This is a genomic window from Pseudomonas sp. GD04158 (assembly GCF_029834875.1).
In the GTDB taxonomy this organism is placed as follows: domain Bacteria; phylum Pseudomonadota; class Gammaproteobacteria; order Pseudomonadales; family Pseudomonadaceae; genus Aquipseudomonas; species Aquipseudomonas hydrolytica.
In genome coordinates, this window is record NZ_JAODYT010000012.1 from 1 (window position 1) to 12,724 (window position 12,724).

At 66.3% G+C, this 12,724-nt stretch carries 12 protein-coding genes; 2 read left to right on the forward strand and 10 right to left on the reverse strand.

Annotated elements, in window-relative coordinates:
- Positions 1-140 precede the first annotated feature (140 nt).
- A complete protein-coding gene (locus tag N7333_RS07150; protein ID WP_129481462.1) occupies positions 141-1,700 on the forward strand; it encodes an FGGY-family carbohydrate kinase in 1,560 nt (519 codons plus the stop codon).
- Between the two features lie 118 nt (positions 1,701-1,818).
- On the opposite strand, the gene N7333_RS07155 is transcribed toward N7333_RS07150, so the two are convergent.
- Positions 1,819-2,517 carry a pirin family protein gene (locus tag N7333_RS07155; RefSeq protein WP_024307522.1) on the reverse strand — a complete coding sequence of 233 codons (699 nt, stop codon included), beginning with the start codon at positions 2,515-2,517 and terminating at the stop codon, positions 1,819-1,821.
- Positions 2,518-2,687: 170 nt separating this feature from the next.
- Between N7333_RS07155 and yegS the strand changes: the two genes are divergently transcribed.
- Positions 2,688-3,590 carry a lipid kinase YegS gene (gene yegS / locus N7333_RS07160; protein ID WP_129481461.1) on the forward strand — a complete coding sequence of 301 codons (903 nt, stop codon included), beginning with the start codon at positions 2,688-2,690 and terminating at the stop codon, positions 3,588-3,590.
- An 8-nt stretch (positions 3,591-3,598) separates the two neighbouring features.
- On the opposite strand, the gene N7333_RS07165 is transcribed toward yegS, so the two are convergent.
- From N7333_RS07165 to N7333_RS07205, 9 genes are all read right to left on the reverse strand, one after another.
- Positions 3,599-4,243, reverse strand: coding sequence for a response regulator transcription factor (locus tag N7333_RS07165; protein ID WP_003245302.1), 645 nt, complete (start codon positions 4,241-4,243; stop codon positions 3,599-3,601).
- A gap of 237 nt (positions 4,244-4,480) precedes the next feature.
- The gene (locus N7333_RS07170; RefSeq protein WP_003245300.1) at positions 4,481-5,548 is read right to left on the reverse strand and encodes a chemotaxis response regulator protein-glutamate methylesterase; all 1,068 of its coding nucleotides are present in this window, start codon (positions 5,546-5,548) and stop codon (positions 4,481-4,483) included.
- Positions 5,549-5,570: 22 nt separating this feature from the next.
- Positions 5,571-6,380, reverse strand: a complete 810-nt coding sequence (locus N7333_RS07175; protein ID WP_003245298.1) for a CheR family methyltransferase — start codon at positions 6,378-6,380, stop codon at positions 5,571-5,573.
- The gene (locus tag N7333_RS07180) at positions 6,380-6,889 is read right to left on the reverse strand and encodes a chemotaxis protein CheW (protein ID WP_003245296.1); all 510 of its coding nucleotides are present in this window, start codon (positions 6,887-6,889) and stop codon (positions 6,380-6,382) included. Before N7333_RS07180 ends, N7333_RS07175 begins: the two co-directional genes overlap by 1 nt.
- A gap of 10 nt (positions 6,890-6,899) precedes the next feature.
- Positions 6,900-8,543 (reverse strand): methyl-accepting chemotaxis protein, encoded by a 1,644-nt coding sequence (locus N7333_RS07185; RefSeq protein ID WP_003245295.1) that lies wholly within the window; start codon positions 8,541-8,543, stop codon positions 6,900-6,902.
- A gap of 13 nt (positions 8,544-8,556) precedes the next feature.
- On the reverse strand, positions 8,557-10,776 hold the full coding sequence (locus N7333_RS07190) for a chemotaxis protein CheA (protein ID WP_129481460.1): 2,220 nt from the start codon (positions 10,774-10,776) through the stop codon (positions 8,557-8,559).
- A 13-nt stretch (positions 10,777-10,789) separates the two neighbouring features.
- Positions 10,790-11,116 (reverse strand): STAS domain-containing protein, encoded by a 327-nt coding sequence (locus N7333_RS07195; protein ID WP_003245289.1) that lies wholly within the window; start codon positions 11,114-11,116, stop codon positions 10,790-10,792.
- A gap of 1 nt (position 11,117) precedes the next feature.
- Positions 11,118-11,483: a response regulator gene (locus N7333_RS07200; RefSeq protein WP_003245288.1), complete on the reverse strand. Its 366-nt coding sequence runs from the start codon at positions 11,481-11,483 to the stop codon at positions 11,118-11,120.
- Positions 11,484-11,504: 21 nt separating this feature from the next.
- Positions 11,505-12,593, reverse strand: coding sequence for a methyl-accepting chemotaxis protein (locus N7333_RS07205; protein WP_003245284.1), 1,089 nt, complete (start codon positions 12,591-12,593; stop codon positions 11,505-11,507).
- Positions 12,594-12,724: the final 131 nt, after the last annotated feature.

The window sequence follows — 12,724 nt, forward strand, 5'->3', positions numbered from 1 at the left end:
TGTGCCAGCCGCGCCTGGGCTGGAGCGATGCGCGCTGGCAGCAGGAAGAAACCAACTACCTGGCGCTATGGCAACGCTGTTACAGCCTGCCGTAGGGTGCGCCGTGCGCACCAACGAACGACCACGATAAGGACCACACCTTGAGCGAACCAAGCTACCTGCTGAGCATCGACAACGGCACCCAGAGCGTGCGTGCGCTGCTGTTCGATACCCAGGGCAATCTGCTGGCCAAGGGCAAGGTGGAGCTGGACCCCTATTTCTCCAGCCAGCCGGGCTGGGCCGAGCAGGACCCGGAGTACTACTGGGCCAGCCTCGGCGAGGCCTGCCGGCTGCTGTGGCAGCAGGTGGACATCGACCGCAGACTGATCCGCGGCGTCGCCGTCACCACCCAGCGTGGCAGCATCATCCATGTCGATGAGCAGGGTGCGCCGCTGCGCCCGGCGATTCTCTGGCTCGACCAGCGTCGTGCTGATGTGGCTGGGCGTATCAAGGGGATGTGGGGCTGGCTGTTCAAGCTGGCGCGGGCCGAGGAGGCGGTGGATCACTTCCGCGCCCAGGCCGAGGTCAACTGGGTGGCTCAGCATCAGCCGGACATCGCGGATCGCACGCACAAGGTACTGCTGCTGTCCGGGTTTCTCACCCAGCGCCTGTGTGGCCGTTTCGTCGATTCCACCAGCAGCTGCGTGGCCTACCTGCCGTTCGACTACAAGCGCCTGCGCTGGGCGGCGCCGGGCGACTGGAAATGGCAGGCGCTGAAGGTGCGCCCCGAGCAGCTGCCCGAGCTGTTCAAGCCGGGCGAGCGACTGGGCAGCATCACGGCCTCCGCCAGCCGTCATACCGGTATTCCCGAGGGCCTGCCGCTGATCGCCGCCGGCGCCGACAAGGCCTGCGAGGTATTGGGTTCCGGCGCCCTGGACGCCGGCACCGCGTGCCTGTCCTACGGCACCACCGCGACCATCAACACCATACGCAGCCGTTATCTGGAAACCATCCCGCTGATTCCGCCGTACCCGGCGGCGCTGCCGGATCACTTCAATACCGAGGTGATGATCTACCGCGGTTTCTGGATGGTCAGCTGGTTCAAGCGCGAATTCGGCCTGCGCGAGATGCAACGTGCCGAGGCGCTCGGCGTGCCGCCCGAGGCGCTGTTCGACGAGCTGGTTAATGCCGTGCCGCCCGGCTCCATGGGCCTGATGTTGCAGCCGTACTGGACGCCGGGCATCCGCGAGCCGGGCCTGGAGGCCAAGGGCTCGATCATCGGCTTTGGCGATGTGCATACCCGCGCGCATTTGTATCGGGCGATTCTGGAGGGATTGGCCTATGCCCTGCGTCAGGGCAAGGAGCGCATCGAGAAACGCGCCGGCACCCGTATCGAGCGCCTGCGTGTGTCCGGTGGCGGTTCGCAGAGCGATGCGGCGATGCAGCTGACCGCCGACATCTTCGGCCTGCCGGCCGAACGCCCGCACCTGTACGAGACCAGCGGCCTGGGCGCGGCGATCAACTGTGCGGTCGGCCTGGGGCTGCACGCCGATTACCCGAGCGCCATCGCCGCCATGACCCGCGTCGGTCAGGTATTCCAGCCGAACCCGGAGGCCCAGCGCGTTTACCAGCAGCTCTACGGGCAGGTCTATCAGCGCATGTATCGTCAGCTCAAGCCGCTGTACCAGCGCATTCGCAAGATCACCGGCTATCCGGCGTGAGCGTGCGGAAGGTGTCGTAGCAGCCGGCTTGCTGGCGATGCCGTTAATCGATGATCGCCAGCAAGCTGGCTCCTACAAAAAAGATCGCCCTCCTAAGCGGAGGGCGATTGGTTTGGCATCAGGCGACATCCACCAGCACGATTTCGCTGTCTTCCTGGGCCTCGATGCGGATCAGCGTTTCATCGGCGATGGCCACGCCGTCGCGTGCCTTGGCCGCTACGCCGTTGACCGTGAAGGCGCCGGTGGCGCCCACCAGATAGGCCTTGCGACCCGGCTGCAGCACGTACTCGGCGCTTTGCCCGGCCTTGACCGTGGCCGCTACCAGGCGCGCATCGGTGCGGATGCGCAGGGCGTCGACGTCTTCCTCGTAGCCGCTGGCCAGGGTGACGAAGGCTCCGGAGCGATCGCCTTTGGGGAACGGCTTGGCGCCCCAGGACGGCGGCAACCCGGCCTGGTTCGGCTGGATCCAGATCTGGAAGATCTTGGTGGTCTCGTCCTCCAGGTTGTACTCGCTGTGGGCGATGCCGGTGCCGGCGCTCATCACCTGCACGTCGCCCGCTTCGGTACGGCCCTTGTTGCCCAGGTTGTCCTGATGGCTGATCGCCCCTTCGCGAACGTAGGTGATGATCTCCATGTCGCGGTGCGGATGAGGCGGGAAGCCCGAGTGCGGCGCGATCTCATCGTCGTTCCAGACGCGCAGGCGGCCCCAGTTCATCCGCTCGGCATCGTAGTATTCGGCGAAGGAAAAGTGATGGCGGGCATTCAGCCAACCGTGGTGAGCGCCACCGAGTTGTTCGAACGGACGTACATCGATCATGGTCAATCCTCCAGTCATGCACGGGTTCAGTCCCGTGCGATGTCGATGGCGCTCATGATCTGTTTGATTCAATCGATTTAAAAGCGCAAATATTTAAGTGTAATGATCTGCAAATTGGATAAATTGCCTGGGCGAGTTCCGGCTGTCCCAGGCCCACGAGGAGCACTGCGATGCGCGAGCGCAAGGCCTGGCTGATCCTGCATGGCAAGCAGGCACTGAACGAAGAGGTGCGGGCGGCAGTGCACAACCTGCGCGAGCAGGGCTGGGAGCTGGCGGTACGCCTGACCTGGGAAGCCGGCGACGCCGAGCGTCTGGTGCGGGAGGGGCTGGCCGGCGGCTACCCGACTCTGATCGCGGGCGGCGGCGACGGCACCTTGCGCGATGTGGCCGAGGCCATGCTGGAGGCCGGCGCCGAGGCCAGCCTGGCCATGCTGCCGCTGGGCACGGCCAACGACTTCGCCCGCGCTGCCGGGGTGCCGCTGGCACCGATGGAAGCCCTGCAGCTGCTTGAGGTCGAGCCGCGACCGGTGGATCTGGGCCTGGCGGACGGGCGGGTGTTCCTCAACATGGCCACTGGCGGCTTTGGCTCCACCGTGACCGCGCATACCTCCGAGGAGATGAAGAAGGTCTTCGGCGGGGCTGCCTATCTGCTTACCGGCCTCAGCCGATTTGCCGAACTGCGCTCGGCATTCGGCCGTTTCCATGGGCCCGGTTTCGAGTGGGAGGGGGACTTTCTCGCCATGGGCATCGGCAACGGCCGTCAGGCCGGGGGCGGCCACGTGCTGTGCCCGGAAGCGCTGGCCGACGACGGCATGCTCGACCTGTGCATCGTGCCGGCGCCGCAGGACATTCCGGCGACCCTCGGCACCCTGCTGTCGGGTGGCATGCTCGGTCTGGAGACGGTGTCGATCCGTGCACGGCTGCCTCAGGTCGAGCTGGAGGCGCCGGAAGGCCTGGCCCTGAATCTCGATGGCGAGCCGACGCAAAGCAATCGGTTGCGCTTCGAGACCTGCCCGGCAGCGCTGCGCATGCACCTGCCGCCGGGGTGCGCGCTGCTCGGCGGTGCAGGCTAGGCCGGCGCTCAGTCGTCCGGGCTGATGATGCCTTCGCGCACGGCGTAGAGCACCAGGCTCGGCACGTCATGAATCTGCAGGCGCTTCATGATCTGCGCGCGGTGCGCCTCCACGGTCTTCACGCTCAGGCCCAGGCCATTGGCGATGGAACGGGTCGATTCGCCGCGGGTGATCAGGCGCAGTATCTCCAGCTGGCGTTGGGTCAGGCCATGCTCGGCGTGGGCATTGACCTTGGAGACCGCCTGTTCGATCACCGGTTGCACGATGGCCGAGCTCAGGTAGCGGTCGCCGCGGCGTACCGCCTCCAGCGCCAGGCGTAGCTCGAAGGCGGCGGCGTCCTTGAGCAGGTAGCCGTGGGCACCTTTTTGCAGGGCTTCGAGTACCACTTCCGGGCCGGTGTGCATGGACAGGATCAGCACCTTGCAGTCCGGCGAGTGACGGTTCAGTACCTGCAGGGCTTCCAGGCCGCTGACCCGCTTCATGGAGATGTCCAGCAGGATGATGTCCGGCTCCAGCTCGCGGGCCAGCTCCACGGTTTCCTTACCGTCCTCGGCCTCGCCGACGATGGTGTAGTCCTCGATGTCCTGGATCATCGCGCGTACGCCGGCGCGAATCACCGCGTGGTCGTCGGCCAGCAATACCCGGCAGGTCATGGCTGCACCGCCTTGACGGTTCGGAGATGGGGGCGGAAACAAGAACTGTGCATGAGGGACGCTCCCTATTAGTCCGGACGGAAGTCCGGAAATCCATGGCTAGCGGCCGACCGGCGGGTGACGCGGAATATGTTGCGAGTCCGATTGATCGAGCATGCGGCGCCGCACCGACTTGAGCATAGCCCATGCTGCCGAGATGTCAGGTCAAGGTTGACGGATCGGTCAATGCCAGGCGGCTCAGCCACGCCCGTACTGCTCGATCAAGCGCGGTATGCCCTGCAAGGATTCGGTGCCTTGCGCCGCACCCAGGCGCAGGGCCTCCTTGGGCATGCCGAAGACCACGCAGCTGGCCTCGTCCTGGGCCACGGTGCGTGCGCCGGCTTCGCGCATGCTGAGCAGGCCGCGGGCGCCATCGTCGCCCATGCCGGTCATGATCACCCCCAGCGCATTGTGCCCGGCATGCCGGGCCACCGAGCGGAACAGCACGTCCACCGACGGACGGTGACGGTTGACCGGCGGGCCGTCGAGCACTTCGACGAAGTATTGCGCGCCGCTGCGCTTGAGCTGCATGTGGCGGCCGCCCGGCGCCACCAGTGCCAGGCCGGGGCGCACGCGGTCCATATGCCGCGCCTCGCGCACTTCGATGGCGCAGACGCTGTCCAGGCGCTGGGCGAAGGCGGCGGTGAACTTCTCCGGCATGTGCTGGACGATGACGATGCCGGGGCAATCCACCGGCAGTTGGCGCAGCACCACCTCCAGGGCCTGGGTGCCGCCGGTGGAGGTGCCCAGCGCCACCACGCGGTCGGTGGTGGTCAGGTGCACCGCCGGCGCGCGCTCGCTTTTTGCCGGCGCGACGGGGGCCGTTTCCACGGCCTTGCGCGGCATGGCCCGCGGCTGGCTGCGGGCGGCGATCTCGATCTGGCGGATCAGATCGCCGGACATCTGCTGCAGGCTTTCGCGCAGGCCCAGCCTGGCCTTGGTGAACACGCCCACCGCGCCGGCGGCCAGTGCATCCAGGGTCACCGCGGCGCCGGCCTCGGTGAGGGTGGAGCAGATGATCGCCGGCGTCGGCCGTTCGGCCATGATCTTGCGCAGGAAGGTGATGCCGTCCATGCGCGGCATTTCCACGTCCAGCACCAGCACGTCGGGCCATTGCCTGTGCATCTTTTCCAGGGCGAACAGCGGGTCGGCGGCCTGGCCGATCACCTCGATGCCCGGATGGCTTTCCAGGCAGGCCGTCAGCACCTGACGCACCAGTGCCGAGTCGTCGACGATGAATACCTTGATCTGTGCGGCGCTGGGCATGGTGGCACTCCAGGCAGTGGCGTCATTGGCGCTCGAAGACCGACGGGCGCAGGGTGCGTAGCGGCAGGCCGAAACCGTGTAGGCTTTCGGCGTGGCCGATGAATAGCAGACCGCCCGGGCGCAGGCGCTCGAGCAGGCGGTTGACGATCTCGCGTTTCTGCTCGGCGGCGAAGTAGATCAGCACGTTGCGCAGGAAGATCACGTCGAACGGGCCGATGCCCTGAGGCAGCGGGCGCATCAGGTTGACCTCGGCGAAGGTCACGCGGTGACGCAGCGGCTGGCTGATGCGCAGCAACCCCTCGCTTTCCTCCACGCCGCGCAGGCAATGACGCTTGAGCCAGCCGGCGGGGAACTGCCCGGCCTGGTCGATGGAGTAGGTGGCACTGCGCGCGCGCTCCAGCACGCGGCGGCTGATATCGCTGGCGAATACCGACCAGTCCTGGGTGCGGGCGTGCTCGGCCACGGTCATCGCCATGCTGAAGGCCTCCTCGCCGGAGGAGCTGGCGGCGCTCCACAGGTGCAGTGGCCGGCGCTGGCGTGCGACCCATTCGCCGAGCACGGTGAAGTGCTGCGGCTCGCGGAAGAAGTAGGTTTCGTTGGTGGTCAGCAGATCGATCACGGTACGCCGCTCGTCCACCGACTCCGGCCGGTTGAGCAGTTGCAGATACTGGCTGTAGTCCTGCAACTGCAGCGAGCGCAGGCGGCCCATCAGGCGCCCTGCGACCAGGGTGCGTTTCTGTTCGGCCATGCGAATGCCCGATTCCTCCAGCATCAGGCGCTGGAGGAAGCGGAAGTCTTGATCGTTGAGCTTGGGTAGGTGACCGGTTGGCATCAACTGGCCTGCTGGGCGAGGCTCAACTGGCGGATATCGTCGAGCGACAGCACCCGCCGCACGTCGATGATGATGGTGAAACCACCGTTGTCCCGGGCCATGCCGGCGATGAAGTCGGTACGGATGCCGGCGCCGAACGGTGGCGCCTGCTCGACTTCTCCCGGTTCGATGTCGAGCACCGCGTCGACCGCATCGACCACCAGGCCGATGCGTTGCTGCTGCTCGTCCAGGTTCAGCTCGATGATCACGATGCAGGTGCGCTTGCCCGGCTGGGTCAGCTCGAAGCCGAAGCGGGCGGCCAGATCCAGCACCGGCACCACGTTGCCGCGCAGGTTGATCACGCCGTGGATGAAGCTCGGCATCATCGGCACCGTGGTCACCTGGCCGTACTCGATGATTTCCCGCACCAGCTCGATGGGCAGGGCGTAGCGCGCGTCGCGCACGCGAAACGACAGGTGCTGCACGCTGTCCGGCGGGGCCACCTGATGGCTGGCGGATAGACCGTTCATGCCAGGGCCCTCAGTTGAAGTTGACGAACTGGCCTTCATCGGCCGGGGCCGCAGGCGCCTTGCGTTCGCTGTTGCGGCGCAGTTCGCGCACGTTGCTCGGGCTGCGCTCGTCGCGCCGTGGCGCCTTGGCGGGGCTGCTGGTGCCCAGGCGGAAATAGCTGATCAGCTCCTGCAACTGGCTGGCCTGGGCGTTCATCTCCTCGGCGGTGGCGGCCAGCTCCTCGGAGGCCGAAGCGTTCTGCTGGGTGATCTGGTTCATCTGACCCATGGCGATGTTGATCTGCCCGGCGCCGGTGCTCTGCTCCTGCGAGGCAGCGGTGATCTCCTGCACCAGGTCCGAGGTCTTCTGGATGTTCGGCACGATCTGGTCGAGCAGGGCGCCGGCCTGTTCGGCCAGGTGCACGCTGTTGCTGGCCACGCCACCGATCTCCTGGGCGGCCACCTGGCTGCGTTCGGCAAGCTTGCGCACCTCGGCCGCGACCACCGCGAAGCCCTTGCCGTGGTCACCGGCGCGCGCCGCTTCGATGGCTGCGTTGAGGGCCAGCAGGTTGGTCTGATAGGCGATGTCGTCGATGATGCCGATCTTGTCGGCGATCTGCTTCATGGCCAGCACCATGTCGCGTACCGCCTGGCCACCTTGCACCGCATCGTTGGCGGCCTTGCCGGCGATGCCGTCGGTGATCTGCGCGCTCTCGGTGTTCTGCGCGATGGAGGCGGACATCTGCTCCACCGAGGCGGTGGTTTCCTCGACGCTGGCGGCCTGTTCGGTGGCGGCCTGGCTCAGCGACTGCGAGGTGGCGCTGACCTCCTCGGACGCCGAGGACAGCGAGTCGGCAGCGCTGCGCACGTCGGCCATGACGGTGCGCAGGCGCTCGGTCATATGCTGCATCGAAGCGAGCAGGCGGCCGGTCTCGTCGCGGCTGTCGGCCTCGACGCTGACCGTCAGGTCGCCCTCTGCGAGGCTGTTGGCCACGCCCACTGCACGGTTCAGTGGTCGTGAGATGGAGCGGGTGATGAAGATGCCGATGGCGAAGCCGAGCACTGCGGCGATCAGGATCAGGACGATCATCTGGGTACGCGAACTGGTGTAGATCTGGTTGATCTGCTGGTTGGCTTCCTGGGCCCGGTCACGCTTGTGGCTGACCACCTCGCTGAGCAGGTTGTCGATGATCTCGCCGCGGCGGGACAGCTCCGGCATCTGCGCGCTGATGCCGGTTTCCGTGGCCAGGGTACCGGAAGCCAGGTAGGACCTGAGCAGCTGTTCCAGCAGCACGGCGTAATCGTTCAGCGGTTGATCCAGGCGATTGACGAAGGCCTTGCCCTCGTCGGTGATGAAGGAGTTCTTCGATTGCTCCACCAGCGCCTTGGTATCGCCCAGCGCCTTGAAGGCCCTGTTGGCGGCCGTGTCGCGAGCCGCTTCGTCACTGGCCAGCAGCGCGGCGCGCAGCGAGCGGCCGGCGACGATCAGCTGGGTGTTTGCTTCCTGCAGCGCGTTCAGGCCGAGCATGTCGTTCTCGTACATGCGATCGGACAGATGGCTGACCTCGGCCAGGTTGCGGATGCCCAGCGCACCGATGGCGACCGTGAGGATCACCACCAGGGTAAAGCCGGCGATCAGCCTGACACCGATCTTGAGATTGCGGATGAATTGCATGGTGGGTTACTCCTCAGGAGCCACTGATGTGCGGATGCGACTGGCGACGATCGCCGCCGTTGGCTTCCACATGGTTTTGCAGATGACGGAAAAGACTGGGTATATCCAGGATCAGCGCGACCTGCCCGCTGCCCAGGATGGTCGAGCCGCCGATGCCTTGCAGATGCTGGAACAGCAGGCCGAGCGGCTTGATCACGGTTTGCAGTTCGCCGTGCAGATGGTCGACCACCAGCCCGGCCTGTTGCCGGCCGAGGTTGACCACCACGATGTTGCGGCGCTTGCTGCGGCTGGCCGGCAGATCGAAGTGCGCCGCCAGGGAGATGCACGGCAGCGGTTTGCCACGCAGGGTCAGATAGCCGTAGGTGCTGTCGCCAAGCTGCTCGGCGTCCATTTCCAGGCACTCGGTGACCATGTCCAGGGGCACCACGAAATATTCGTCGCCGAGGCTGATCAGGAAGCCGTCGATGATCGCCAGGGTCAGCGGCAGGCGGATGCGGAAGGTGCAGCCGGCGCCGAGCACCGAGTCGATCTCGATGCTGCCGCGCAGGCCATCGATGACGCTGCGTACCACGTCCATGCCGACTCCGCGGCCGGAGAGGTCGGAGACGCTGTCGGCGGTGGAGAAGCCGGCGGCGAACACCAGGGCGTGGATGTCCGGTTCGGCCAGGTTGGCCTGGGCGTCGATCAGGCCGCGATCGATGGCCTTCTGGCGGATGCGCTCGGTATTCAGCCCGCGGCCGTCGTCGGCCACTTCGATGACGATCATTCCCGATTCGTGGTAGGCGTTGAGCTGCAGCTGGCCTTCGGCCGGCTTGCCGGCGGCCAGACGCTGCTCGGCGGACTCGATGCCGTGGTCGATGGCGTTGCGCACTAGGTGGGTGAGCGGGTCAGCGAGCTTGTCGATCACCGACTTGTCCAGCTCGGTATCGGCGCCGCGGATCTGCAGGCGAATGTCCTTGCCCAGCTGTTGGCTGACATCGCGCACCACCCGGTGGAAGCGGTTGAAGGTGTCGCCGATCTCGATCATGCGCAGTTTCAGCGCCGCCTCGCGGATCTGCTCGACGTGCTGGTTGACGGTCTGGGTGCTTTCCACGCAGCCGGCATCGCCGTGGGCCTGGGCGCGCAGCTGGGCGCCGGCGGCGCTGATCACCAGCTCACCGACCAGGTTGATCAGCTCGTCGAGCTTGTGCGCGGCGACGCGGATCTGCGTGCTTTCCTGGCTGCGTTTTTCGCGGACCGACTGTTGTTTGGCCAGGGCGGCATTGACCACCTGCGGCGCAACCATGCCTTCTTCCACCAGCACGCTGCCCAGTGGCGCCTTTTCCGGCTCTGCCTGTGCCTGCAGGGCCAGGCCCTGGTTGAGCTCGTGCTCGGTGAGCAGGCCGCTGGCGATCAGCATGCTGCCGATGCGCTGGTCGGTTTCCGGCAGCTCCTGAATCAGTCGCAGATAGTCCTCCTGGGCGCTGTGCGGCGGCAGGATGCGCAGGGTGCAGAAGTCGTGGATGAATTCGAAGACTTCCTCTATCTCGGCCTTGCTGGCCTCGCTGCACAGGTCGATCTCCAGACCGATGTAGCAGCTTTCCGGGTCCATCTCGGCCAGCGAGGGCAGGGCCTCGTCGATCACTTCGAGGCGAAGGATGTCGCCCAGACGCGTCAGGTAGCGGACGAAGGACGCCGGATCGAAGCCGTTGCGCAGCAGGTCCGCTTCGAATCGCAGGGAAATGTGCCAGGCGCCATCCGCGTCGCAGCCGGCGCAGCGCTCGAAGGCGCCACGTTGCGCACAGGGGCGTGGAGAAGCGGCGGCTGGTGCGGCGGCAGGCTCGACGCTTGCGGGCGCGCCGTAGGCGGCGAGGGCGGCGAGCAGTTCGTTCTGGTGCGTCTCGTCTACCGGCAGCTCGCCGGAGTCGACATCGATCAGCGCCACCATGGTGGCGATTTCATCCAGGCAGCGCAGCATCAGCGAGACCAGGGCCGGCTCCAGCTTGCGCTGGCTGTCGCGCACCGACATCAGCAGGCTTTCCAGGTGATGGGTGAAGCTGACCAGTGGCGTCAGGGAGAACAGTCCGGCCGAGCCCTTGAGGGTGTGCATGGCGCGAAACAGGCCGTTGACGGCATCCTCGTCCTCGGGCGTCTGGTCCAGCTGCAGCAGGTACTCCTCGGCCTGTTTGATCAGGTCGCCGGCTTCGTCGATGAAACCGCGGAGCAGCTGGCTCCATTGTTCTCCATTGAGCATCTGCGTCTCCGGCTCAGGCCTGCGCCGTTGGGGTGGTGGGGAGCAGCGACTGCAGGCGCAGCACCTCCAGCAGCTCGCGCGGAGCGTCGGCGGCGCTGACGACTTCCAGGCGCGTCTGTTGTTGCGTCAGCTGACGCTGCAGGGCCAGCAGCAGCTGGGCGCCGGCACTGTCCAGTTCTTCCAGCTGGCCGAGGTCGAGCTGCCAGTGGCCGCCTGCGGCACTGCCGGTCAGCGCGGCCAGCAGCGCTTCGTGGGCCTGGCGCACCTCGTAGATGGTCAGGCTGCCGAGCAGCGCCAGGCGCTCGGGCTGCTGCCGTGGGTCATGGATCAGCTCGAACATTTCAGCTGGCCAGCTTGTCGACGGCCGCCAGCAGTTGCTGCGGCTGGAACGGCTTGACGATCCAGGCCTTGGCACCGGCGGCCTGGCCTTCGGCTTTCTTGCCCTGTTCGCTCTCGGTGGTGAGCATGACGATGGGGGTGAAGCGGTATTCGTTGCGCGCCTTCACTTCCTTGACCAGGCCGATGCCGTCGAGGTTGGGCATGTTCACGTCGCTGATGATCAGGTTGATCTTCTGTCCGTTGAGCTTGCTCAGGGCGTCGCGCCCGTCCACCGCCTCGATGACGGTGTGGCCGGCGCCGGAAAGGGTCATCTTCACCAGCTGGCGCATGGAGAGGGAGTCGTCGACTATCAGAATGGTCTTGGCCATGCCGGGTTGCTCCTTGGCTGATCAGAAAAAGGTCACGTCGTCGTGCTGTTTGGCGCTGCGTCTACCACCGTGGCGTTCTTCGTCGGTGGTGAAGCGGTCGCGCAGTTCCTTGAGCCAGCGTGTCGGGTTGGCGAGGATGCCGTCCTGCTCGCGTACGGCCTGCTGCAGGCGACCCAGGTCGATCTGCAGGTGGTCGAGCATCTGGTCGGTGCGGTCCTGGAACTGCAGGCTGACGATGATTTCCTGGATGTCTGCCTGGGTGGTGCGAGCGTCCTGCTGCAGCTGCAGGGAGCTGCTGGAGAGTTCGTCGAGGTTGGTGCTCAGGCGCTGCATCACTTCGCCGGCGACCTGGTCGAGGTAGTCGAGATTGCTCTTCTCGCTGCCGGAGAGTTCCTCGGCGGCGATTACCGTGGCGCGGATCGCCTGGTTGATTTCGCCGACCTTCTCGCCCATGCGCTGGCCGGTCTCGGCGGACAGGCTGGAGAGCTTGCGCACCTCGTCGGCGACCACCGAGAAGCCGCGGCCATGCTCGCCGGCGCGGGCCGCCTCAATGGCGGCGTTGAGGGCGAGCAGGTTGGTCTGGCTGGCGATGTCCTGCACCAGTTTCGACATCTTCTGCAGCTCGCTGGCGTAGCTGTCGAGGTGGGCGATGGTGCCGAGCAGCTCGTTCTTGCGCGCACTGGCGCCATGGAAGGAGGCGATGACTTCGTCCAGGCGCTGATGCGCCTCGCGCAGGCTGTCGGCTACGCCGCCACCGCCGATGGCCTGTTCCGAACTGCTCAGGGTCTGCTCCAGGCGGCCGCTGAGCCCGGCAAAGCGTTCGAACAGGCGCTGGATGTTTTCCTGTACCAGCTGGCGCACCTGACCGAGGTTCTGGCTCCAGGCCGGCAGCACTTCGAGCAGCAGCGGCTCGACACGCGGCTGCGGCGTCGTGTCGACGGGGGCTTCATCCAGGCTTGCAGCGAGAGGCAGGGATGCACGCGGGGGGCGCTGAAAAAGCGCAGCCAGCGCACTGATGGCGCAGCCTGCGCCGATCAGCCAGGGCATGCCGGCGGCAAGCCCGGCGAGGCTGATGGCGATACCTGTCCAGAGAGCGGAGTAGGCGAGCACGGGAGCTGATCTCTATCGGAGGGGGAATGCCTCAACGATAGAGACTGGTACGTCGGTGCGATATCGGGGACTCCCCTAGGGGCCCCTAGGGGCGCCCCGATGACGATTGCCCGAGGCAGGGCAGGCTGGTA